This window comes from Bordetella petrii, from assembly GCF_020991325.1.
GTDB classification, from domain to species: domain Bacteria; phylum Pseudomonadota; class Gammaproteobacteria; order Burkholderiales; family Burkholderiaceae_B; genus Bordetella_A; species Bordetella_A petrii_E.
Window position 1 is genome coordinate 1 of the sequence record NZ_JAJMLX010000050.1, and the last position, 22,378, is coordinate 22,378.

Consider the following 22,378-nt stretch of genomic DNA (forward strand, 5'->3'; position numbering starts at 1 on the left):
GGCGCCGGCCGGCGCCGCGGGCCATGCGAACGCGGCGTTCGGCCCGCGGCTCGCGACGGGCCTGGTCGGGATTTTCATCGCCGCCATGGTGTCCGGCATCAACAACCGCGTGGGCGCCCTGGCCTTGGCAGACATCCGCGGCGCGGCGGGGTTCGCGCTGGACGACGCCACCTGGCTGACCACGGCCTATACCGCGGGCGAATTGGTCGCCATGCCGCTGGCAACCTGGTTCGCCATCACGGTGAGCCTGCGGCGTTTCCACGTCATGATGCTGGTGGCGGCCAGCACCATTGCGTGCGTGCTGCCCATGATCCATTCCATGGACCTGCTGGTGCTGATGCGCGGACTGCAGGGCTTGTTCAGCGGCGCGCTGATCCCCTTGCTGATGGCGGCCGCGCTGCGCTTTTTCCCGCCTTCCATCCGCCTGGTCGCCCTGGCCCTGTATTCCATGACGGCCACGTTCTCGCCCAATGTATCGGCCTGGCTGGTCGGCCTCTGGACGGACCAGTTGGCGGACATGCGCATGCTGTACTGGCAGATCATCCCCGTGAATCTACTGGCCGGCCTGCTGGTGGCCTGGGGGATTCCGCGGGATCCGGCCCATCCCCAGCGCTATGGCCAGGCGAACTGGTTCGGATTCTGCTTCGGCGGCGTGGGCCTGGCGTTGCTGGCCATCGGGCTGGAGCAGGGCAACCGGCTTGAATGGTTCGCCTCGCCGCTGGTATGCAGCAGCCTGGCGGCGGGGGCCTTGCTGGTGGCATTTTATCTGTACACCGAATGGCACCATCCTGCGCCGTTCATCAAGCCGCAGTTGCTGGGACGCCGCAATCTGGGCCTCGGCTTTTTCATCTTTTTCTGCTTGCTGACCGTATTCCTGTCCGGGTCGCTGCTGCCCATGACGCACCTGGGCCACGCCTGGGGGCACCGGGCGCTGCAAAGCGCGCCCATCGGCTTGCTTGTCGGCCTGCCGCAATTGGTGATAGCGCCCGCCATTGCCTTGCTGCTGTATCGCAAGTGGGTCGATGCGCGGGTGGTGATGGCCTTGGGGCTCGGGCTGGTGGCGCTGGCTTGCATGCTGGCTGCCCGTCTTACCAACCAATGGATGTGGCCGGAGTTCGTGCTGGCCCAATCCCTGCAGGCGGTGGGCCAGCCCATGGCCGTGATCGCCATGCTGTTCCTGGCCACCAGCGTGGTCGCTCCCGAGGAAAGCCCCTACATCGCGGGCACGGTGAATCTGATACGCGCGCTGGGCGCTCCTTTCGGGGCAGCCCTGGTGGCACGCGTGATCGAGTTGCGCACGCGCTACCACAGCGAGATGCTGCTGGACCATGCCGCGCGGGCCGAGGTGCTGCCGCCGCCCGACCTGGCCGCGCGTATCGCCGGCGAGTCGGCGGTCCTGTCAACGGCCGACGCCTTCAGGCTGCTGGCCCTGCTTGCCACAGCCCTGATTCCGCTGGCGCTTTCCCTTAACCATATTCCTTCGCCGCGCGCTGCGGCGAATTCTGGCAACTAGAGCACATCATGGCGTTGAGCAAGAAGATGAAAATGGCCGCAGGCGCAGGCGTGGCAATGATCGCGGCAATCATGGCCATCTGGGCCAACCGGCCCGAATCCGCGTCATCGGCACAGGTGACGGACGATGCATACATCAGGGCCGACATCACCTTTGTCGCTCCCGAGATCGCGGGGCGTGTGGAACAGGTGTGGGTCGAGGAGAACCAGGCCGTGCGCGCCGGCCAGCTGCTGGCGCAGATCGACGACCGCGACTACGCGCTGGCGGTGCGCAGCGCCCAGGCCGTGCTGCAAAGCGCGCAGGCGGCCGCGCAGGGCCTGGATGCGAAGATCGAAGTGCAGCATTCGATGGTGCGCCAGGCCCGCGCCGCCCTGGATGCGGACCTGGCGAACCTGCAGCTGGCGCGCGCGGACTATAGCCGTTATCGCAGCCTGGCCGCCGATGGATCGGGTACCGTACAGGCCCGCCAGCAAGCGCAGGCACGCCTGCGGGTGCTGCAGGCGCAGCACGCGAAAGACGACGCCATTCTGCAGGCCGAGGCAGGGCGGCTGGAGGTGCTGCGGGCGGATCTGCAACGCGCCCAGGCCGAGATGCAGCGAGCCGATGCCGCGCTGGCGCAGGCCCGGCTCGACTTGGCGCACACCCGCATCGTCGCGCCTATCGATGGCACGGTGGGGCGCAAGCAGGTGCGCGTGGGAAACTTCGCCCGGGTGGGTGAACCTTTCCTGACATTGGTTCCGCTGGCCGACATCTACGTGGAGGCCAATTTCCGCGAAACCCAGTTGGCCCGCATGCGCGAAGGCCAGCCCGTACGGTTCACGGTGGATGCGCTGCCGGGCCGGGAATTCACCGGCAAGGTCGCCAGCCTGGGGCCGGCCAGCGGCGTCAGCTATTCAGCCATCGCCCCGCACAACGCCACTGGCAATTTCACCAAGATTGTCCAGCGATTGCCAGTGCGCATTTCCGTGAACCGCGGGCAGTCCGACACCGATCTGCTGCGGGTGGGAATGTCGGTGCTGCCGGAAGTGGATGTCAGCGCCGAATAAGGAACCAGACCATGGCCAGGCAAACCGTCTCGCTCGACGACATATTTCTTTTCGTCGAGGTCGCCAAGCGCCGCGGGTTTACCGCCGCGTCCGAGGCCATCGGTCTGCCCATCGCCACGATTTCGCGCCGCATCAGCAACCTGGAGCATCAGCTGGGGTTGAAGCTGCTCAGCCGCTCTACCCGAAAAGTGCAGTTGACCGCGGTGGGAATGCAGTATTTCCAGGCATGCGAAGGGCACGTCGAGAGTGCATTGCAGGCGCACCGGAAAGTGAACGACTATCTGGAGCGCCCGGAGGGAGAGCTGCGGGTGTCATTGCCGCCAGGCCTATCGACTTTCCTGCCTGTGATGGTGGCCGAGCTGCGGCGGCAGTATCCGCTACTGTCGTATGACTTCGACCTGGGCACCAGCACCCCGGGAACCGATCTGCAGGGGCAAGACCTGGCGCTTCGGTTCGGTCCGCAGGCCGATTCTCCGTTGATCCAGCGCCCCGTTGCCAGGCTGCGATGGGTGATGGTGGCGGCGAAGACATACCTGGACCACGCCGGGCGTCCCGCCAGCCCCGAAGACCTGCGCCGCCACGAGCGCATCATCACGGGCAACGACGAGACCTGGAACTTGCGCCGCGGAGACCACGCCTGCCGCCTCGAAGGCGCGTCCCGCATCCGAAGCAATAATGCCTGGCTGGGTGTAGGCATGGCGGCGGCTGGAGCGGGGGTGGCCTTGATGCCTTCTCACCGCCACATGGCGCGCACCTTGGCCGACCAGGGGCTGGAACAGATCTTGCCCGAATGGGAACTGCCCGGCACCACGCTGTACGCCTTATTCGACAGCCGCGCGACGTCCGCGCGGGCGCGGGTGTTCCTGGATGCCTTGGCGCGCAACCTGGATACTTCTCCGCTGGAACCCAGCTATGGATTGCGATTCGAGCATCCGTGGCAGCCGGTGCAGGGGCGCCATCAGGTCAAGCACTGACCTCCAGGAAACGCTCCGCCACGCATTCCAGCGCCGCATTGCGGGCCAGTTCGCGCGCCTGCGGGCCCCGGGCGGTGCCTTCCACCGTGAAGTAATGTATGTCGCGTATGCCCATGGTGTTCAGCACCGCGGTCAGGTAGGGCGTCAGAAAGTCAGGCTGGCGCGCCGGTTCGCTGGAAAAGTTGCCGCCCGACGATACCGCCACGTAGGTGGGGCGGTCGTCCAAGGTGCCCACTTTCCCCTGAGGCGTGGGCCGGAAGCTGCGGTGCACCCGCAGCACGTGGTCTATCCATGCTTTCAGCGCCGAGGGCACGGTGTAGTTGTGCATGGGTGTGCTGATCACCAGGCTGTGGGTTTGTTCCAGTTCCTGGATCAGGCGCTCGGATTCCAGCATGGATGCGGCCGCCGGCTCGCCGTCCGCCATGCCGCCCAGGGCGTTGGCATAGTGCGTGTCCACATGGGATATCGTGCCCGCCGACAGCGGGCGTTCCACCAGGCTGGCGCCCGGGTGGCGCCGCAGCAAGTGTTCGACAATCCCCTGGGACAGCCGGTAGCTTTCCGACTCGGCGCCGCGCGGGCTGGCGTGGATACGCAGTATCTTGTGCATCAGTTTTCCTGGGCAATGAATTTCGAGAAACGCATGGCGCCGGTGACCAGGCCCTGCCGGAAGTAAAAGCGCTGTGCCAGCGCGTTCGACAGGCCGGTGTCCAGCACCAGTTTTTCGCAGCCGTGGTGTGCGGCCAGCACGCTCAGTTCGTCCAGCAGCCGGGCGCCAAATTGGTGACCGCGGCTGGCTGCCGTGGTGACCAGGTCGTCCACATACAGGAAGCGGCCATAGATCAGGTTTTCCTGCAGGCGGTATCCGGCCAGGGCAAGCACGGTGCCGCCATCCCACACGGCCAGGACGCGATAGTTTTCGGCGGCCATGCGCCGCACGCGCTCGATGAAGTCATCGGACCCGGCCAGGTGGGGACGCAGTTGGTGGGCCACCAGAAAACATGCGCTTAGATCGGCGTCGGATTCTGCGTGGCGTACGACGATGTCAGCCAAAGTGCTGCTCCAGAAAAAAAGCCGGGGCCGATTCAGGTATGGCCAGTGCGGCGGACGATAGGAATGCTAAAGCCGCGATGCCATAATAAAAAGATCCATAAATTACCCTTTTAACTAGGCCATGATTCCTGCGCGCCTCGAAGCCTTCGATTCCCTGGATCCGCATGCGGCCGAGCCGCTGTACCGCCAGATCTACGACCGCTACCTGCGCGCCATGGCAACCGGGGCCCTGCGGCCGGGCGACCGCATTCCGTCGGCCCGGGCATTGGCCAAGGAACTGGGCCTGGCCCGGGGCACCGTCGAAACGGCTTACTCATTGCTTGCCGCCGAAGGCTATGTACAGCCGCGCGGCCAGGCTGGCACGATGGTGACGCCGGGCCTGAAGCTGCGCGTTCCGGCACCCGCACCGGCCACGGCCCCACCTGGCGCCCGTCCGCCATTGCAGGCTTTCCTGGACACGCCGCCCGGGCCGCTGCCTCCGTTCCAGATGGGCCTGCCGGCGCTGGATGCTTTTCCGCGCAAGACCTGGGCGCGGCTGGGGGCGCGCTGCTGGCGCATGACGCAGGCTGAAGAGCTGGCGTATCCGCCGGTACAGGGCAGCCTGGCACTGCGCAACGCCATCGCGGCTTATCTGCAGGTGTCGCGCGGCATTTCCTGTTCGGCCGCGCAGGTGTTCATTACATCGGGCTACCGGCAGACACTGGATCTGGCGGGCCGCGCGCTGTGGAAGGCGGGCGACCGCATCTGGATGGAAGACCCCGGCTACCCGCCCACGCGCGAACTGTTGCAGCATGCCGGGTTCCAGGCGGTGCCCGTGCCGGTGGATCACGACGGCCTGATTGTCTCCGCCGGCGAAAAAGCCGCGCCGCGGGCCAGGGCGGCCGTGGTGACGCCGGCGCATCAAAGTCCCCTGTGCGTGTCCTTGTCGTTGCCGCGGCGCCTGGCCTTGCTGGACTGGGCGTCGCGGGCCGGCGCCTGGATCCTGGAAGACGACTACGACGGCGAATACCGTTATGTCAGCCGCCCGCTGCCCGCTCTGAAAAGCCTGGACCGCGACGGGCGCGTGCTGTATGCCGGCACGTTCAGCAAAGTGCTGTTTCCAGGATTGCGCCTGGCCTACCTGGTAGTGCCGGAAAGCCTGGTGCCGCAGTTCCTGCAGGCGAGCCAGGTGTTTTCGGCGCGGGCCCCGCTGCACAGCCAGTCGATTGTCACGGCTTTCATGGCCGAAGGGCATTTCGGCCGCCATATCCAGCGGATGCGCAAGCTGTATGCCGAGCGGCGGGCGGCCGCTGCCGCCGGCCTGGCCGCGGTGCTGGGCAAGGCCGGCACCATTGCGCCGCAGCCGGGCGGCATGCATCTGGTTCTGCGGTTGCGCAATGGCTTGCACGATGCGGAAATTGCGCAGCGCATGCGCGAACAGGGTTTGTACGCGCAGGCCCTGGGGGACTGGACACGCGCCACGCCCGCGGATTCCGCGCTGTTGTTGAACTTCACTAACATCGCGTCGCAGGCCGGCGCGGAAAAACTCGGCCGGCGCATGCTGGCGCTGTTCTAGGCGCCCATCATGGCCTATATCAACACCCGGGTCATGGCTCTTTTCGGGTGGGCCAAGCTGGCGCAGCATAAGGGTTCTTTCACTGCATCCTTATGTACGAGGTTCAATCATGTCGGAACGCATCGACTACGGCGCCGCCGCTCCGGAAGGCTATAAGGCGTTTCTCGCCGTGTATGGCGCCATGCAGAAATGCAGCCTGCCGCGCGAGCTGGTCAATCTGGTTTACTTGCGCGTTTCTTTGATCAACGGCTGCGCGTACTGCATCGACTTGCACTCGCGCGACCTGCTGCAGGGCGGAATGCCGCCGGAAAAACTGGCGCTGGCGCCAGTGTGGCGCGAAGCGGACGCCCTGTTCAATGAGCAAGAGCGCGCGGCCCTGGCCTGGGCTGAACGGCTTACCCACGTGGCGCGGGAAGGCGTGCCCGATGCAGACTACCAGGCGGTTACCGCCGTGTTCAATGACCGCGACGTGGCCGACCTGACCTACGCCGTATGCCTGATGAACGGCATGAACCGCCTGGCCATTTCGTTTCGCAAGACGCCTGCCGCGGTGCAGGCCGCGCGCTAGCAAGACCCATCGGCGCGGGCGTCTTGCCCGCGACACCGACTTCCGCCCCGCGCCGGCGCCGCCGGCACGGTAGCGCGGCATATACCGACCGCCCGATGGCGGTGCCTGCCTGACGACACAATGCGCAGCAATCCGGGACACCGATGCCAGGATTCGCCGGACTGTGCGCGGCCCAAAGAAAATTTCGAAATCTTGACATTGTCTTGACGTTCTGTGTGGCGGCCATGGGGGTAAATCAGTCCTATGCACCAGGGGCCGTTGACTAAACACAATTTCGAACCGCGGCCGCTGGCGCATCATCCCTTCCGCTCACCCCGATACACGGAATGAGCTGGCAAGGCACAACGCCTATATGTGAAGCACTGGCAGGTAGCTGAATGAGCAAGCTGGGAATCTGGGTCGACTACGACCTGAAGATCGTCTGCAACGAACTGCGGCGCCAGAATCTGATCACGCTTGAAGATTGGGTTCACGAAGCAAGTCATTGCGCCAAGACGTTCTCTACGGTCACGTACCAGGGGTATTGCCTCTGGGCAATCCCATGCTTGCGCTTGATGCGCAGGTACCCCCTGCTGGCAAAAGCCCTGGCCCATCCGGTTCGCTGGATGGCGGCAGACATCAAGCACCAGAACGGGGCCGGCGGGCAACGCCACTGGCTTGGCTGGTGCGTACGGCGCGGCGTGTTCTGGCCCGGCAATTGGCTGCTGGGTCAGTATGCGCTGCGTTCGCGCCGGCATGCGGCCCGTCTTTCCCCGGTTGCTCGGCAGGTTCGCTGAACAGTGCTTGCATTGCCATTTTTCCCCTGCATTTCTTAACTCCCTTTGGATATCCTCCTCATGAAAAAGACCATCCTCAATGCGTTGGTTGCCGGCTGCTTCGCGGCCATTGCGGGCACGGCCATGGCCGACAGCGGCAACGTTGCCTTCATCGGTGAAATCACCAACTCGCCGTGCTCGATCGGCGGCGGCCAGCAAGGTTCCAACATGACGGTCTCGATGGGCTCCATCTCGACCAATATGTTCAGCGCCGTGGGCGACAAGAGCCCCGAGGTCGATTTCTCGATCTCGCTGCTGGGCTGCGACACTTCCACGCTCAGCACCGCCACCATCGCCTTCCGTCCCAGCGCAGGCAGCGTCATCAACAGCCGCTTGCTGGGCCTGGAAAACGGCACGGGCGCCCGGGGCGTGGCCGTGGGCCTGAAGAAAGCCGACGGTACGGCCATCGTGGTGGGCGGTTCGGGTGAAACCTACGGCCTGGTCGACGGCAACAACATCCTGAACTTCAAGGCGTTCTACGAAGCCACCGAGGCTTCGGTCACGGCCGGCCCCGCCAACGCACGCGCGGTGTTCGAAGTTACCTACTCGTAAAGTCTGACGCGCCTTCGCGCCGCCGGGGCAAAACCCTGGCGGCGCGACCCGCGCACGCCATCGAACACCCGCCCTATGAACATCCCGATCCCCTGCCTGATCCGGGCAGTCGTATTCGCCACCGCGCTGGCCGGCAACTCGGCGCTGGCCGCTGTGCAGCTTTCCAGTACGCGCGTGATCATGAACGAAGCCGACAAAGAGGTTCCCGTCTACGCCAAGAACCTTACCAACGACCCCTATGTCGTGCAGGCCTGGATCGACGGCGACGCCGAAGAAATGGACACCCCATTCTTCATTACTCCGCCGCTCAGCCGGTTCGAGGGCCACACCGAACGCCGCCTGAGCGTCACGCGTGTCGGGCACGGCTTGCCGGCCGACCGCGAATCGTATTTCTGGGTGAACGTACTGGAAATCCCACAAAAAAAGGCGGGCGATCTCAATACGCTCAGCCTGGCCAGCCGTACGCGCATCAAGTTGTTCTACCGGCCCGCGGCTATTCAAGACCTGCCCCGCGGCCACGCAATGCTTACCTGGGCACTCGTTCCTGACGGCAAGGCTTGCTTGCTTGCCATCACGAACGCCTCGGCCTACACCGTGAACTTCGCGCAAATCGAATTGCAGGGCCAGGCTCCCGGCTTCGGGCGCGGAGTCATTGCCAAGCCCCTGGCCACCACGTCGGTGCCCTTGGGGAAATGCCCCGCCGCGGCCGGCCTGGCCGCCACGCCGCGCGTCGTCAATGATTTCGGCGCTGTCGAGATCTGGCCGGCGGCGGCCATCGGGGCACAGCCTTCCGGCCAGAACGAGGCAGGAGCCGCAAAATGAACACCGAGCGCGTTTCCCTTGCGCCGGTGGCGGCATGGGCCGCCGTGGCGGCGCTGGGCCTGTGGCCCGGCCTGGACAGCCGGGCGCAGGTGGCGGACACCGGGATAGCCGTGTTCGACGACAGCTTCCTGCATCGCCCCAACGGGCAGCCGCTCGCCGATTTATCCGTGTTCGCGTTCTCGAACCGCGTGCTGCCCGGCCGCAAGGCAGTCATGCTGTACCTTAATGGGCAGAACCTGGGCGTGCGGGACTTCGACTTCCTGGCCGCGCCCGGCAACGAAGACGCGCAGCCCTGTTTTCACGCAGCCGCCTTGCGCGACCTGGGCGTAAAGGTGCAGGCCTTTCCCGAACTGCAGCAGGCCGGCGACGACACCCGCTGCCTGGATACGCTGTCGGTCATTCCGTCGGCCCAGGCCAGCTACGACCCGGACCAAAACGTCCTGAAGCTGTCCATTCCCCAGGCCGCCCTGGACCGCAAGGCCCGCGGGCTGGTGCCTCCCGAACTCTGGGACACCGGCACCACCGCCTTCTGGTCATCGTACCGGCTGTCGTACAACCACACGCGCACCAGCGGCGAATGGGGAGCAAGCTCTCACCACACCACGTTCAGCAGTTTCCGCAATGGCCTGAACGTGGGGGCCTGGCGGTTGCGCGCCAATGGCACTTACCACGAAAGCGATTACCGCAGCAGCTGGGACTGGAGCGATTTATACGTCGAACGCGATATCGCCGCCTGGCGCGGCTGGCTGCGCATAGGCGACAGCGCCACGCCCGGCAATATCTTCAGTTCCACCCGCTTTCGCGGTGTACAAATCAAGTCTGACGACGGCATGCTGCCCGACAGCCAGCGCGGCTATGCCCCCGTGGTGCGTGGCGTGGCGTCCGGCAACGCCAAGGTTACGGTGCGCCAGAATGGCCATATCATCTACACCACCTTCGTGTCCGCGGGGCCTTTCGTCATCGACGATCTGTACTCCACCCCCGGCGGCGGCGACCTGGAAGTCGTGGTGGATGAAATAGGCGGACGCACCACGCGCTTCTTCCAGCCGTTCTCGGCGCTGCCCGCCATGATGCGCGAGGGCATCTGGAACTACAACTTCATGGTTGGCGAACATCGCCACAACTATGACGCCGACCGGCCCCTGATGGGCCAGGCCACCCTGGCCTATGGCCTGCCGTACGGCCTGACCGCCTACGGCGGCTTCATTGGCGCGCAGCGCGGCTATTACGCGGGGGCGCTTGGCTTGGCTGCTAACCTGCGCGAAATGGGCGCGGCGTCGGTCGACGTTACCAGTTCAAGGTCGCAGGATGCCCGGGGCGCCACCCTGGTGGGCACCGCCGCGCGCATACAGTACGCGAAATCCTTTCCTGGCAGCGGCACCGACTTCACCCTGGCCAGCTATCGATACAGTTCCAACGGCTACCGCAGCCTGGACGACTCGGTGCGAGACCACGCTTACTCGGGCGCCTACCAGGGGCTGGACCGGCTGCACGAATACCAATTGGCCATGTCCCAGCGGCTGGGCGCCAGGGGCTCGCTGTCCGTTAATTACTATGGCATTGCCTACCGCAATGCGCCGCGCGATGCCACTTACGCAAATCTCAGTTATTCCAGCTCCATCGGGCGCGTCGGCTATGCCGTGAACTACGGCATCAACCGCAACCCATGGCAGCGCCGTGAATCCACGCTAATGCTGACGCTGAGCATTCCGCTGGGCGGGGCCCACAATATCAGCTATTCCGTCAACCGTACCTCGCATCAGGGTGTCAACCACAACGCCAATCTCAGTGGCGCCTTCCTGGACGACTACTCCCTGACTTATGCGCTGCAAACCGGCCTGACGCACGGGGCGGGCCGCGACGACGGCAGCCAGGGCTTCGCGGCGCTGGGATACGCGTCGCCAGTCGGCCTGGCGAACATCAGTCATGGCTATTCCAAGAACTCGTCCAATACGCACCTGGAATTCAGCGGTGCATTCCTGGTCGACGGCAAGGGGCCGCTGCTGGGGCAGTCCATAGGCGAAACCGCCATCATCGTCGAGGCGCCTGGCGCCAGAGACGTGGCCGTCGAGGCATACCCCGGTGTGCGCACCAATGCGGCGGGCAGGGCGCTGATTCCATATGCCAGCCCGTACCGGGAAAACCGGGTATCGCTTGCCCAGGAACCTGGCGCGCAAGGGGCGCACCTGAATCAAAGCGTGCAAACCGTGGTGCCCACGCGGGGCGCCATCGTGGTCGCCAAGTTCGATACCGAAGCCGGGCGCACCTTGCTGGTGCTGTTGCGCAACCCTGCCAGAGAGGACCTGCCTTTCGGGGCTGCCATCCACGATGCCGACGGCAAGCAGCGGGGCATTGTCGGGCCCATCGGCCGCGCATGGCTGACCGGCCTGCAAGGGGTGAACCGGTACACGGTGAAGTGGGGGCCGTTGCAAGAACAACAATGCGCGTTCGAGATCACGGTCAACACCGATACCGGTGTGGCCGAACGCACAGGCAAGGAGTTGATATGTGCCAAGTAACGCGTCAAGAGTCGGGCATCGCCTTGAAAGCACGGCGCGTATCCATGAAACAGGCGGTTTCCTGCCTGGCCCTGGCAGCCGCGGGCGTGTTGGGCTCCATGGACGCGCCGCTGGCCGCCATGGTCGGGCCGCGCTCGGGCTCTTGCTATCGCAACACCGGCGGCCATGCGCCTAGCGGTACCTACTATGAAGCGTACAGTTCCGGCTCTTTCCAGATCGCAGTCAGCGCCTTCGCCAACGAATACGCCGTGCCGGCCGATCCTTCCCCGGGGCAAGTACTGTTTTCGACCACAGAAACATACTTGCCTGCCTTGTCTGGCCCGCAGGAAGGCCGCGCCGCGCCGGTTTACGACTGCCCCGCCGGCACCATAGAGCACTTCAATGGCAACGGGCCGTTGGTGGATGCGATAAACAAGGTGTACGCGACCTCTGTGCCTGGCATCGGCTACCGTGTGTACTACTACGTCGACGACGAAACCGAGGTCGCGGCTCCGGTGTCGTATGTCAACGATTATCTTCGTGGCGTGCTGGTTTTTCCGTTCAACGGCAGTTATGGCGGAAGTTCGGTGCGGACACGCATCGATTTCGTGGCGACTTCCACCACAGTCAGTCCCGGTACCATATTGGCCGCCACCACCTATGGCGAAAGCTCGATCTCCGGCGCCTCTGTGCCATCGGGCCTGGGCGGTTTGTACAAAGTGCGGCTGGCTCACGATATCAATATCAAGGCTGCAACTTGCGCCATCAGCAATCCCGCGGCGTTGAATGTCACCTTGCCGCGTGTGCCGGCGTATCTGGTGGGCGAACACGAGAACACCGGCGTTTTCATGACAAATATCACCGTCACTTGCAGTAACCCGAGCGTACTATCCCCCACGGTCAGGGTTACGGCGGCCAGCACCGTTTCCGGTTATGCCGCCACGTTGGCAAACCAGGAAACCGGTCCGACAGCCGCGCGCGGAGTAGGTATAAAAATGTGGTTGCACGATGCGGCTCAAGGCGAAGTACGCCCAGTTTCGTTTGGCGAAACTGAAAACGGCCTGGGCAGCCCGCAAGAAAGCCTGCCCGCCAGAGTCTGGTCATTCCGCTTCGGGGGCAGCTACATGCAGGTCGGGCCGACGGTTACCGGCGGCAGGGTGAAGGCCACCGCCACAATTACCTTTACTTATATCTGATTGCCCGGCCGTCTCATGAATACATTGCCCGAAGTTCCGCAACTGCGGGACAAAATGGCCGCCATCATTGCCGACACCTGCCGCTGCGAGCCCGGCCCATTGCTCGCAGACCAGGAATTCTCCGCTGTCATTACCCAGTTCGATTCGCTGGCCATTCTGGAAATACTGCTCGAAGTCGAGGCCGAGTACGGCCTGACCACCGACGAAATGCTGCCCACCGACCACAACGTGGGCGCGCAGGAAATCACCAATGTATTTCCCCGCAACCTGAGCGGCCTGGTGGCCTATATGTACCAGGTGGCCGCCCGCCGGCCCGCCAATGGTGCCCAGGATACGTCCCGTGCAACGTAGAAAAGTGGTGATCACGGCGGTAGGCATGGCCACGCCGATGGGCGGTTCCGCGCAGGCAACTTTCAATGCCCTGATGGCGGGCAAGTGCGGCATAGGCCGGCATCCGGTTCCCGGCATCGAAAAATGCGTGGGCCATGTGCGCGAAGATATTGCCCTGGGCATGCCCGCCAGCCAGGCCCGCATGCTGGACCGCGTCACCCTGATGGCGCTGTACGCCGCCGAGCAGGCCCTGGTCGATGCCGGGCTCGACGCCCGGCAGCAGGCCGGCTGCGGCGTGTTCGTCGGCACCGGCATCGGCGGCGTGACCACCTTGTGCGAGTGCGTAGAGGCTTACCACGGCCTGCTCTCGCGGCCCGCGGTGCTGGTGGTGCCGGCGTCCATGCCGCATGCGCCAGCCGCGTATATCGCCCAGCGGCTGTGCGCCAATACCGAGGCGCAAACCTATTCCACCGCGTGTTCCGCCGGCGCGGTGGCCATCGGCGAGGCCTTTCGCCGTATCCGCGACGGCTACCTGGACGTGGCCATTGCCGGCGGCACCGAAGCCATGCTGACACCTACGCTGATGGCGGCCTGGGCCCAATTGCACGTGCTGTGCGCCGACCCCGACGACCCGGCCGCGGGCTACTGCCGTCCCTTCAGCTCGAAACGTACCGGTTTTGCGCTGGCGGAAGGCGCCGCCATGCTGGTGCTGGAATCGGCCGAGCATGCCCGCGCCCGTAATGCAACCATCATTGCCGAAGTCTGCGGCTATGGTGTCAGCAACGATGGCACCCATCCGCTGCGGCCCGATGCGCGCGGCCAGGCGCTGGCCATGGAACGCTGCCTGCACGACGGCGGCCTGGCGCGCGATGCCATCGGCTATATCAGTGCGCATGGCACCGGAACGCTGGTGGGCGACCGCATCGAAACCCAGGCCATCAAACAGGTGTTCGGCGACCGCGCGTACCAGGTGCCCGTCAGCAGTATCAAGGGCGCCGTGGGGCACCTGATAGGCGCGGCCGGCGCGGTCGAGGCGGCGGTTACCGCCATGGCCGTGCAGCACGGCAGGGTTCCGCCCACACTGTTCTTCCAGGCGGGCGACCCGCAGTGCGACCTGGACTACGTGCCCGGGCAGGCCCGCGCGCTGCCGGGCCTGCGCGTGGCGCTGAGCAACTCGTTCGGCATGGGAGGCAATAACGCCGTACTGGCCTTTGGCAGGGTTTCCTAGCGGCGCACACCTGAGCTAGTATGAGCAGCACCGGGGTTTGCGCCCGATCAAGGAGCTCTCATGGCCAGCTTGACAATCAATGGTACTGCCCAGAACGTAGACGCCCCCGATGACATGCCCTTGCTGTGGGTCATTCGAGACCGGCTGGGCATGACGGGCACCAAATTCGGCTGCGGCATGGCCATGTGCGGGGCCTGTACGGTGCACATGGACGGCCAGCCCATCCGTTCATGTGTCACTCCCATCGCCGCGGCCGCCGGGAAACACATCACCACCATCGAGGCGGTGGGCGACGATGAAGTCGGCCGCGCCGTGCGCGAGGCCTGGACAGACATCGGCGTACCGCAATGCGGCTACTGCCAGTCAGGGCAGATCATGTCCGCCACCGCGCTCATCAAGAGCAACCCCAACCCCACCGATGCCGACATCGACGCGGCCATGAGCGGCAATATCTGCCGCTGCGGCACCTACCCCCGAATCCGCGCCGCCATCAAGCAGGTTGCCAGCAAAGGAGCCGCCAAATGAGCGAATTCCATCGTTTGCTTCAGCAGATGCCGGCCACCGCCGCAGCCGGCCTGGTCGACCCGGGCCTTGCATCGGCGGCGCGCCGCGATTGGTTGAAAACGGCGGGCGCGCTGACGGGCCTGGTGCTGGCCGTGGGCGCTTCGGGCGTGGTGCGCGCCGCGGAAGCGGCCAAGGAAGAGAAGAAGTACGGGGCCGACGGCATGCCGCACGGCACGGTGGACGATCCGCAGATCTTCGTGTCCATAGGCGCCGACGGCTTCGTCACCATCGTGGCCCACCGCGCCGAAATGGGTACGGGGGTGCGCACCGGCCTGCCCATGGTGGTGGCCGACGAACTCGAGGCCGACTGGGCCAAGGTGCGGGTCATCCAGGCTCCCGGCGACGAGCCCCGCTACGGCAACCAGGACACCGACGGCTCGCGCAGCACCCGGCATTTCTTCCAGCCGATGCGGCGCGTGGGCGCGTCGGCCCGCAGCATGCTGGAAGCGGCCGCCGCCAAGCAATGGGGCGTGCCCGTGGCGGAAGTGGCGGCCCGCAACCACGAGGTGGTGCACGAGAAAACCGGCCGCAAGCTGGGTTATGGCGAACTGGCCGAGGCCGCTGCCGCCATGCCCGTGCCGGCCGCCGACGCCTTGCGGCTGAAAACGCCCGAACAGTTCCGGTACATCGGCAAGCAAAGCACGCGCAGCGTGGATATCAAGGACATTGTCGAAGGCACCACCCAGTTCGGCATCGATACCCGCCTGGACGGCATGCTGTACGCATCCATTGCCCGCCCGGCGGTGCTGGGCGGCAAGGTCAAGAGCTACAAGGGCGACGCTGCCCTGAAGGTGCCCGGGGTGCTGAAGGTGGTTGAGATCCCGGCCGGCCCCATGCCGCCGGTGTTCGCACCGCTGGGCGGCGTGGCGGTGGTGGCGCAGGACACCTGGGCCGCCTTGAAAGGCCGCCAGGCGCTCGAGATCGATTGGGACGACGGGCCCAACGCCAGCTACGATTCCGAGGCGTTTCACAAGACCCTGAGCGAAGGCGCCGGCAAGCCCGCCAAGGCGGTGCGCAACGACGGCGACGCCATGAAGGCGCTGGAAGGCGCCGCCAAGCGTATCCAGGCCGAATACTATCTGCCGCACCTGGCCCATGCCACCATGGAACCGCCTGCGGCCACGGCGCGCGTGGCCGACGGCAAGTGCGAAGTGTGGGCCTGTGTGCAGTCGCCGTTCGGCACGCGCGAGAACGTGGCCAAGCACCTGGGCATGGACATCGCCGCCGTGACGGTGCACCAGACCCTGCTGGGCGGCGGTTTCGGGCGCAAGTCGAAGTCGGACTTCGCGGTCGAGGCCGCGCTGCTGTCGCGCGAAATGGGCGGCAAGCCGGTCAAGGTGACGTGGTCGCGCGAAGATGACATCACCAACGATTACTTCCATACGGTATCGGTGGAACGGCTGGAGGCGGGGGTGGACGCGCAGGGCAAGGCGGTGGCCTGGCTGCACCGCACGGCGGCCCCCACCATCGGTTCCACGTTCGTAGCCGATGCGCAAGGGCAGCAGCCCTTCGAACTGGGCATGTCGGCCGTGAACATTCCGTTCGACATTCCCAATTTCAGGGTCGAGTCGGTGCCTGTGCCGGCGCATACGCGCATCGGCTGGTTCCGCTCGGTATCGAATATTCCGCATGTTTTCGCGGTGCAGAGTTTCGCGGCGGAAATGGCCCACGAACTCAAGCGGGACCCGCGCGACTACCTACTGGAGCTGATAGGCCCGCCGCGCAAGATTTCGCCGGCGGACATGTCGGACGGCTGGAATTACGGGGAGTCGCCCCAGGTGTATCCGCTGGACACGGCGCGCATGCGCAAGGTGATCGAAGTGGCCACCCAGGAAGCCGGCTGGGGCCGCAAGCTGCCGCCCGGGCGCGGCCTGGGCCTGGCGGTGTCGTACAGCTTTGTTACCTACATTGCCACCGTGGTGGAAGTAGAAGTGGGCCAGGACGGCGGCATCGTCATCCCGCAAGTGCACGTGGCCGTGGACTGCGGCCCCCAGGTGCATCCCGACCGCGTGCGTGCGCAGACCGAGGGCGCCTGCATCATGGGATTGAGCCTGGCCACGCGCAGCGAAATCTCGTTCTCGAAAGGGCGCACCAACCAGACAAACTTCCACCAGTACGAAGTGACGCGCATGTCCGAGGCCCCGCGCGACATCAAGGTGCACCTGATCGAGCACGGCTTCGACACCCCGCTGGGCGGCGTGGGCGAACCCGCCGTGCCCCCCTTCGCCCCCGCCCTGTGCAATGCCATCTTCGCCGCCACCGGCAAACGCATCCGCAACCTGCCGATACGCGACCAGTTGAAGGCCTGATTGCGGAGTATGGCCGGGTGTCTGGCACCAAAGGTGCCGGACACCGTTGTGTGTCACGACGGCCTCAGTTAGACGGTGTCTGGCACCCTGACGGGAGCCAGACACCCGAGAAATGCTTTCGGCGATTGTGACAGCCGCTGTCTCCGGCTTATCTCCGGCATGCCTGTTCGCGCGGGATAGGCCCCTGCCGGTTCACGTCGATGTCATGTGCCCTATCTAGACTCGCTGAGCTGCGGCCGCCGAGGGACCGGCATGGCTGCTTTTCTTTCGGGCAACGACAACGACATGACCTCTCGCCGCAGATTTCTGCAGACGGCCGCGGGCACCGGCTTCGCCGCGGCGGCGCTGGCCGCCTTTCCGCCCAGCATCCGCAAGGCCCTGGCTATCCCCGCCAACAACGCCACCGGAACCATCAAGGACGTCGAGCACGTGGTGATCCTGATGCAGGAAAACCGCTCGTTCGACCACTACTTCGGCACTCTGAAAGGCGTGCGGGGTTTTGGCGAACGCATTACCATCCCCATGCCCAACGGCCGCAGCGTCTGGCAGCAGCAGCGTTCCAACGGCGCGCTGCTGACCCCTTACCATCTGGACGGGTCGGCCAACAATGCGCAGCGCGCCGACGGCACCCCGCATTCGTGGGCCGACAGCCAGGACGCGTGGGATGACGGCCGCATGGCGCACTGGGCCGTGCACAAGACCGACACCTCGATGGGGTATTTCAAGGAATCCGAGATTCCCTTCCAGTTCGCCCTGGCCAATGCCTTTACCATCTGCGATGCCTACCACTGTTCGATGCATACCGGCACCGACGCCAACCGGTCGTTCCACCTGACCGGCACCAATGGGCCCACGGCGGCCGGCGTGGCATTCGTGAACAATGAGTGGGACTGGATCGACGGCCGCCCCGAGTCGACCGGCATTGGGTACACCTGGAAAACCTATGCCGAACGCCTGGAAGACGCGGGCGTCAGCTGGATCTGCTATCAGAACATGCCCGACGAATGGGGCGACAACATGCTGGGCGCGTTCCGGCAGTTCCGCCAGGCCAATATCGCATCGGGCTTTCCGGTGTCCAGCGGCGGCGCGCCCAATTCCCCGTATGCCGACACGGGCCAGCCCTTGCCCTACCACGCTTACGACGCCGCCACCGACAACGCCGGCAACCCGCTGTATAAAGGCGTGGCCAACACGCTGCCGGGCACGCGGCCCGAAGAATACCTGGACGCCTTCCGCCGTGACATACGCGAAGGGCGCCTGCCGCAGGTGTCGTGGATGAGCGCGCCGTCTATCTACTGTGAGCACCCGGGGCCGTCCAGCCCGGTGCAGGGCGCGTGGTTCCTGCAAGAGGTGCTGGACGCGCTGACCGCGGTGCCCGAAGTGTGGAGCAAGACCGTGGTGCTGGTGAACTTCGACGAGAACGACGGCTACTTCGACCACGTACCCTCGCCATCGGCGCCGTCGCGCCAGCTGGATGGCACCCTGGCCGGCAAGTCCACGCTGTCCGACGCGGACATGCTGCACGAATACTTCGACCAGCCGGCGCCCGACGGCAGCAGCAGCCAGCCCGCGGCCGACGGCCGGGTCTACGGCCCGGGGCCGCGCGTGCCGCTATTGGTGATCTCGCCCTGGAGCCGGGGCGGATGGGTGAATTCGCAGGTGTTCGACCACACCTCCGTGCTGCAATTCCTGGAAGCCCGGTTCGGCGTGCAAGAGCCGCATATCAGCCCGTTCCGCCGCGCCGTCTGCGGCGACCTGACCACCGCGTTCAACTTCCAGACCCCCAACAGCGAGGCCCTGCCCACGCTGGGCGGGCGCACCACGCGCGGTGCCGCCGACACCTTGCGCGACGAACAGGAACGCCTGCCCGCCGTGCCGCTGCCCGTCGATATGCGGCTGCCGGTGCAGGCCAGCGGCACGCGCCCGTCGCGCGCCCTGCCGTATGAACTGCATACCAGTGCGCGCTGCAGCGCGGTGGGCCAGGTGGAGCTGGTGTTTGCCAACACCGGCCTGCAGGGCGCCGTTTTCCACGTGTACGACCGCCTGAACCTGGGCCGTACGCCGCGCCGCTACACGATAGAGGCGGGCAAGCAACTGAGCGATACCTGGAATGTCTTCCAGGACAACCAGGGCCGCTACGACTTGTGGGTGCTGGGCCCCAATGGGTACCACCGGCACTTCCAGGGCGACACCAACCGCATCGGCGACACGCAGGTGCAGCCCGAGATCCGGGTCTGCTACGACATCGCCAACGGCGAGGTGTATGCGGAATTGATGAACCACGGGCAGCAGCCGTGTTCTTTCACGGTGACGGCGCTGGCGTACCGCGACGATGCGCCCCAGGCCGTGGCGGTGGCCGCCGGCCAGCAGGCGTCGGTGCACTGGGCGCTGCAGGACAGCGGGCAGTGGTACGACTTCGCCGTCCGGTGCGACAGCGACACTGCCTATTACCGGCGTTTTGCGGGCCGGGTAGAAACCGGCACGCATACCGTCAGCGATCCGGCCATGGGCCTGGAGGCTTGATGGCGGCGCGATAAGGTATGCTGGGCGGCACGTATTCTTGCGGCCGCCCGGGTCCCGAAAGATGATCTTTCTATCCGCCGTCTTGTTCTTCCTGAGCCAGCACTCGCTGCTGTCCCTGCCGTTGCTGGCGCTGCTGGGCGTGGCGGTGGGTGCCTGCCTGGCCCGCTGGCTGGGCCAGCCCGCCTGGTACGCCATGGGCGTGGTGGGGCTGGCGGTGGGGGCGGTGAACGTGTTCACCGGATCCATGCTCAATGCCGCGTTCCTGAATGCCTATGGCACCCGCGGCAGCGCGGTTATTACCCATTCGGAACAGACCAGTTCGCAACTGAACAACGAGTACATCTGGCAGTACGACGCGGTGATGCAGGCCGCGGACGGCCGCGACGTGAAGATCCATTTCGACACCATGTCGGCCAGCCTGTACCCGGTGCGCAACGAGATCAGCCTGCCGCCGGTGGGCGAGCGCTTTGTGGTGAAGTACATACCGGGTTTCGAGCGCAACGTGGCCATTCTGCGCGACGAGTCGCCATACGGCAAGCGGCGGTTGGTGCAGCAGGCGCGCGCGCCCGTCGAGCGCGCCGCCGCGCAACTGGCCGCCAGCCCCGCCAATACCGAGTTCCGGGCGGAATACCGGGCCGCGCTGCAGCAGTTCCTGGCCGATCACGAACAGGATGCCCCGCCCCATGTGGTGCAGCATTACCGGTCGGAACTGCAGGCGCTGGATCAGCGGCCATAAGCATCGGCTGGCGCGCGCGCGATGCGGGCGTTACAGTCCCAAGCCGTCGCGCTGGCGCGCCTTGCGGTAAAACCCCCAGAACAGCAGGGCGGCCGTGGCGCGGTACGGGGCCCATGCCGCCGCGATGCGGATCAACTGCTTGCGGTCTGGGTACTGACCCGGCGTCAGGGCTTCGCCCACGGCTTTCTGCAACGCGATATCGCCGGCCGGAAAGATGTCCGGATGGCCCGCGCAGAACATCAGGTAGATTTCGGCCGTCCAGGGCCCGATGCCTTTGTGCCGCGTCAGCGCGGCGATGGCGGCGTCGGCGGGCAGGGCCTCGATGGCGGCAAGGTCCAGGTCGCCGGCCCGCAGTGCCTGCGCCACCAGCGTCAGACTTTGGAACTTGCTTTGCGACAGGCCGGCGCCTTGCAGGCCGGGCTGGCCCAATGCCAGAAAACCGTCTGGCGTGGTGGCGCCGGGCAGGGCTTCCAGGCGTCGCCAGATGGCGTCGGCCGAGGCCACCGATACCTGCTGCCCGCACACGATGCGCGCCAGCCCGGCAAAGCCCGGGCTGCGGGACCGCAACGGCACCTTGCCCACGGCATCATGAATGGCCTGCAGCCTGGGATCCAGCGCGATCAACTGGCGCAGGTGCTGGTTGACCATGCGTTGCGAGGTCAGGCGGCGCGGCGCGGCGTCGGCGGGCATGGGTGGCGGCTGGTCAGGCTTCCGATACGGGGCCAGGCGCGCGCCGCTTGGGCAATAGCGCCTGCACTTCGATTTCCACGTCCACGTCCAGCACCAGCCGGGCCTGCACCGTGGAACGCGCGGGCAGGGCGTGGCCGAAGCGCCTGGCGTACGCCTGGTTGAAGCCGTCGAACAAGGCCAAGTCCGACAGCCACACCGTGGCGCGCACCACATCCTGCAGGTGGCAGCCGGCCTTGCCCAGGGTTTCCTCGATGCGGTCGAGCACGGCGTCGGTCTGCGCGCCGATGTCGCCGCGCACGACCTGACCGGACTTGTCGATGGGGATCTGCCCCGACAGGAACATGAAGTCTCCCGCCTGGGTGGCCCGCGACAGGGGCAGGGACGAAGCGCTGGGCAAGCGTGTAATGCGGGACATGGCAGGGCCTGGAGGTGAATGTGTGGCCGCGGACACGGGCGCGCCGCGAACCCCATCATAGTGCAGGTTCGCGGCCGCGCCGCCAGCATGGCCGCCGTGGCGCTTAGCGCTTACGAGTCGTGTTTGTGCTGCGGCTTGCCGTGGCGTGAACTGGACGCCATGCGCTCCAGTTCCTTCTTGTCCATGGATTCGTACATGGATCTAGCCGCGCCTTTCAATTCGCTCTTTTTCTGTTCGCCGCGCTTGGCGGCCAGGGCGGCACCGGCCGCCTTCTGCTGGGCTTGGGATTTGGCAGGCATGGATGGCCTCCTTGGGGTTGAATAAGTCAGCCCTGGTGGCACGCAATTGGCGTGCCCGCCGGCACGGGTTTATCCCTATGCCGGCGCTCTTGTTGGGCTGGAACGCGGGGTGTAGCATTCGCTCAATGTGACCACATGGTCACATTGGGGTGAACCTGATGTGCCGGGCATTGCGCCGGCCGGAACCAAGGATCTCGGGTATGACCATCGGAATTGCCGCCAGTGGGCCACGCGCCGGCGCCGCCGTGCGCGCGGCCCTGCTGGGCGCCGAGTTGCTGGGCCGGGGCGCCATCGGCGGTTTCGCCGTATATGCCGTGCTGGACCAGGATGGCGTGCTGCATCATTGCCAGACACAACGCGGAGGCGTCGGGCAGCTGGATATGCCTTCGGCCTGGCTCGATGCGCGCGTTGCTGCGGCGATCTCCAGCGGGCCTGATCGCCCGGAGCCCCTGGCGCAGTTTCTGCCGGGGGCCAATGGTGTGGGGCTGGTTACCGGGCATCGGCTGCCCAATCGAGCCGGACGGGACGGCGTTCCGCTGAACCAGGCGGTGCTGGCGCGGCTGGCCCGGGGGCAGGAGCCCAGGCAAGCTGTCGATGCGGTAATGACGGCAAACCCCGAGGTCGATGATCAGCGCGGGCGGCCTGGGCCCGGCTGCCAGGCCGTCCGGACCCAGGCACACCGCCTCGACCTGGGC

General features: G+C 65.8%; 22 protein-coding genes. 17 read left to right on the forward strand and 5 right to left on the reverse strand.

Annotation, left to right across the window (positions count from 1 at the left end; genetic code table 11):
• The 3 genes from LPZ50_RS07535 to LPZ50_RS07545 all read left to right on the forward strand — a co-directional run.
• On the forward strand, window positions 1-1,513 hold a 1,513-nt coding region (locus LPZ50_RS07535; protein WP_230659407.1), incomplete at its 5' end, for an MFS transporter.
• A gap of 32 nt (window positions 1,514-1,545) precedes the next feature.
• Complete coding sequence (locus LPZ50_RS07540) at window positions 1,546-2,559, forward strand: HlyD family secretion protein (RefSeq protein WP_230659409.1); 1,014 nt, start codon at window positions 1,546-1,548, stop codon at window positions 2,557-2,559.
• Window positions 2,560-2,570: 11 nt separating this feature from the next.
• Window positions 2,571-3,533 carry a LysR family transcriptional regulator gene (locus tag LPZ50_RS07545; protein ID WP_230659411.1) on the forward strand — a complete coding sequence of 321 codons (963 nt, stop codon included), beginning with the start codon at window positions 2,571-2,573 and terminating at the stop codon, window positions 3,531-3,533.
• Here LPZ50_RS07545 and LPZ50_RS07550 read toward each other — a convergent pair.
• A complete protein-coding gene (locus tag LPZ50_RS07550; RefSeq protein ID WP_230659413.1) occupies window positions 3,523-4,140 on the reverse strand; it encodes an FMN-dependent NADH-azoreductase in 618 nt (205 codons plus the stop codon). The genes LPZ50_RS07545 and LPZ50_RS07550 overlap by 11 nt on opposite strands.
• Window positions 4,140-4,583: a GNAT family N-acetyltransferase gene (locus LPZ50_RS07555; protein WP_230659415.1), complete on the reverse strand. Its 444-nt coding sequence runs from the start codon at window positions 4,581-4,583 to the stop codon at window positions 4,140-4,142. Before LPZ50_RS07555 ends, LPZ50_RS07550 begins: the two co-directional genes overlap by 1 nt.
• A 121-nt stretch (window positions 4,584-4,704) precedes the next feature.
• Here LPZ50_RS07555 and LPZ50_RS07560 point away from each other — a divergent pair, with 121 nt between their 5' ends.
• The 13 genes from LPZ50_RS07560 (at window position 4,705) to LPZ50_RS07620 (ending at window position 20,279) form a co-directional block, all read left to right on the forward strand.
• Window positions 4,705-6,138 carry a PLP-dependent aminotransferase family protein gene (locus tag LPZ50_RS07560; RefSeq protein WP_230659417.1) on the forward strand — a complete coding sequence of 478 codons (1,434 nt, stop codon included), beginning with the start codon at window positions 4,705-4,707 and terminating at the stop codon, window positions 6,136-6,138.
• 109 nt (window positions 6,139-6,247) lie between these two features.
• A complete protein-coding gene (locus tag LPZ50_RS07565) occupies window positions 6,248-6,706 on the forward strand; it encodes a carboxymuconolactone decarboxylase family protein (RefSeq protein WP_230659419.1) in 459 nt (152 codons plus the stop codon).
• Between the two features lie 377 nt (window positions 6,707-7,083).
• On the forward strand, window positions 7,084-7,482 hold the full coding sequence (locus LPZ50_RS07570; RefSeq protein WP_230659421.1) for a hypothetical protein: 399 nt from the start codon (window positions 7,084-7,086) through the stop codon (window positions 7,480-7,482).
• Window positions 7,483-7,542: 60 nt separating this feature from the next.
• Entirely contained in the window at window positions 7,543-8,073 is a 531-nt protein-coding gene (locus LPZ50_RS07575; protein WP_230659423.1) for a fimbrial protein, read from the forward strand.
• Window positions 8,074-8,148: 75 nt separating this feature from the next.
• The gene (locus LPZ50_RS07580; protein ID WP_230659425.1) at window positions 8,149-8,895 is read left to right on the forward strand and encodes a molecular chaperone; all 747 of its coding nucleotides are present in this window, start codon (window positions 8,149-8,151) and stop codon (window positions 8,893-8,895) included.
• A complete protein-coding gene (locus LPZ50_RS07585) occupies window positions 8,892-11,414 on the forward strand; it encodes a fimbria/pilus outer membrane usher protein (RefSeq protein WP_230659427.1) in 2,523 nt (840 codons plus the stop codon). Before LPZ50_RS07580 ends, LPZ50_RS07585 begins: the two co-directional genes overlap by 4 nt.
• A 44-nt stretch (window positions 11,415-11,458) precedes the next feature.
• Window positions 11,459-12,589, forward strand: a complete 1,131-nt coding sequence (locus LPZ50_RS07590) for a fimbrial protein (protein WP_230659429.1) — start codon at window positions 11,459-11,461, stop codon at window positions 12,587-12,589.
• A gap of 15 nt (window positions 12,590-12,604) precedes the next feature.
• On the forward strand, window positions 12,605-12,940 hold the full coding sequence (locus LPZ50_RS07595) for an acyl carrier protein (protein WP_230659431.1): 336 nt from the start codon (window positions 12,605-12,607) through the stop codon (window positions 12,938-12,940).
• Window positions 12,930-14,147 (forward strand): beta-ketoacyl-[acyl-carrier-protein] synthase family protein, encoded by a 1,218-nt coding sequence (locus LPZ50_RS07600; protein ID WP_230659433.1) that lies wholly within the window; start codon window positions 12,930-12,932, stop codon window positions 14,145-14,147. The genes LPZ50_RS07595 and LPZ50_RS07600 overlap by 11 nt, the downstream gene beginning before the upstream one ends.
• A gap of 60 nt (window positions 14,148-14,207) precedes the next feature.
• Entirely contained in the window at window positions 14,208-14,672 is a 465-nt protein-coding gene (locus LPZ50_RS07605; protein WP_230659435.1) for a (2Fe-2S)-binding protein, read from the forward strand.
• The gene (locus LPZ50_RS07610) at window positions 14,669-17,020 is read left to right on the forward strand and encodes a molybdopterin cofactor-binding domain-containing protein (RefSeq protein ID WP_419195574.1); all 2,352 of its coding nucleotides are present in this window, start codon (window positions 14,669-14,671) and stop codon (window positions 17,018-17,020) included. The genes LPZ50_RS07605 and LPZ50_RS07610 overlap by 4 nt, the downstream gene beginning before the upstream one ends.
• Before the next feature lie 285 nt (window positions 17,021-17,305).
• Window positions 17,306-19,543 carry a phosphocholine-specific phospholipase C gene (locus LPZ50_RS07615; RefSeq protein WP_230659446.1) on the forward strand — a complete coding sequence of 746 codons (2,238 nt, stop codon included), beginning with the start codon at window positions 17,306-17,308 and terminating at the stop codon, window positions 19,541-19,543.
• A gap of 61 nt (window positions 19,544-19,604) precedes the next feature.
• A complete protein-coding gene (locus tag LPZ50_RS07620) occupies window positions 19,605-20,279 on the forward strand; it encodes a hypothetical protein (RefSeq protein WP_230659437.1) in 675 nt (224 codons plus the stop codon).
• A 30-nt stretch (window positions 20,280-20,309) separates the two neighbouring features.
• On the opposite strand, the gene LPZ50_RS07625 is transcribed toward LPZ50_RS07620, so the two are convergent.
• The 3 genes from LPZ50_RS07625 to LPZ50_RS07635 form a co-directional block, all read right to left on the reverse strand.
• Window positions 20,310-20,969, reverse strand: coding sequence for a DNA-3-methyladenine glycosylase family protein (locus tag LPZ50_RS07625; RefSeq protein ID WP_230659439.1), 660 nt, complete (start codon window positions 20,967-20,969; stop codon window positions 20,310-20,312).
• A 13-nt stretch (window positions 20,970-20,982) separates the two neighbouring features.
• Complete coding sequence (locus tag LPZ50_RS07630; protein WP_230659440.1) at window positions 20,983-21,384, reverse strand: RidA family protein; 402 nt, start codon at window positions 21,382-21,384, stop codon at window positions 20,983-20,985.
• 110 nt (window positions 21,385-21,494) lie between these two features.
• Entirely contained in the window at window positions 21,495-21,683 is a 189-nt protein-coding gene (locus tag LPZ50_RS07635; protein WP_230659442.1) for a DUF3008 family protein, read from the reverse strand.
• Between the two features lie 200 nt (window positions 21,684-21,883).
• Here LPZ50_RS07635 and LPZ50_RS07640 point away from each other — a divergent pair.
• A partial coding sequence (locus tag LPZ50_RS07640; protein ID WP_419195575.1) for a DUF6963 family protein occupies window positions 21,884-22,378 on the forward strand: 495 nt, incomplete at its 3' end.

Bases quoted from the DNA above. Each gene is read 5' to 3' on its own strand.
- LPZ50_RS07545 (WP_230659411.1), top strand. From the start codon at position 2,571: ATGGCCAGGCAAACCGTCTCGCTCGACGACATATTTCTTTTCGTCGAG.
- LPZ50_RS07605 (WP_230659435.1), top strand. From the start codon at position 14,208: ATGGCCAGCTTGACAATCAATGGTACTGCCCAGAACGTAGACGCCCCC.
- LPZ50_RS07580 (WP_230659425.1), top strand. From the start codon at position 8,149: ATGAACATCCCGATCCCCTGCCTGATCCGGGCAGTCGTATTCGCCACC.
- LPZ50_RS07540 (WP_230659409.1), top strand. From the start codon at position 1,546: ATGGCCGCAGGCGCAGGCGTGGCAATGATCGCGGCAATCATGGCCATC.
- LPZ50_RS07585 (WP_230659427.1), top strand. From the start codon at position 8,892: ATGAACACCGAGCGCGTTTCCCTTGCGCCGGTGGCGGCATGGGCCGCC.
- LPZ50_RS07620 (WP_230659437.1), top strand. From the start codon at position 19,605: ATGATCTTTCTATCCGCCGTCTTGTTCTTCCTGAGCCAGCACTCGCTG.
- LPZ50_RS07570 (WP_230659421.1), top strand. From the start codon at position 7,084: ATGAGCAAGCTGGGAATCTGGGTCGACTACGACCTGAAGATCGTCTGC.
- LPZ50_RS07550 (WP_230659413.1), bottom strand. From the start codon at position 4,140: ATGCACAAGATACTGCGTATCCACGCCAGCCCGCGCGGCGCCGAGTCG.
- LPZ50_RS07615 (WP_230659446.1), top strand. From the start codon at position 17,306: ATGACCTCTCGCCGCAGATTTCTGCAGACGGCCGCGGGCACCGGCTTC.
- LPZ50_RS07575 (WP_230659423.1), top strand. From the start codon at position 7,543: ATGAAAAAGACCATCCTCAATGCGTTGGTTGCCGGCTGCTTCGCGGCC.
- LPZ50_RS07610 (WP_419195574.1), top strand. From the start codon at position 14,669: ATGAGCGAATTCCATCGTTTGCTTCAGCAGATGCCGGCCACCGCCGCA.
- LPZ50_RS07625 (WP_230659439.1), bottom strand. From the start codon at position 20,969: ATGCCCGCCGACGCCGCGCCGCGCCGCCTGACCTCGCAACGCATGGTC.
- LPZ50_RS07635 (WP_230659442.1), bottom strand. From the start codon at position 21,683: ATGCCTGCCAAATCCCAAGCCCAGCAGAAGGCGGCCGGTGCCGCCCTG.
- LPZ50_RS07560 (WP_230659417.1), top strand. From the start codon at position 4,705: ATGATTCCTGCGCGCCTCGAAGCCTTCGATTCCCTGGATCCGCATGCG.
- LPZ50_RS07595 (WP_230659431.1), top strand. From the start codon at position 12,605: ATGAATACATTGCCCGAAGTTCCGCAACTGCGGGACAAAATGGCCGCC.
- LPZ50_RS07565 (WP_230659419.1), top strand. From the start codon at position 6,248: ATGTCGGAACGCATCGACTACGGCGCCGCCGCTCCGGAAGGCTATAAG.
- LPZ50_RS07630 (WP_230659440.1), bottom strand. From the start codon at position 21,384: ATGTCCCGCATTACACGCTTGCCCAGCGCTTCGTCCCTGCCCCTGTCG.
- LPZ50_RS07590 (WP_230659429.1), top strand. From the start codon at position 11,459: ATGAAACAGGCGGTTTCCTGCCTGGCCCTGGCAGCCGCGGGCGTGTTG.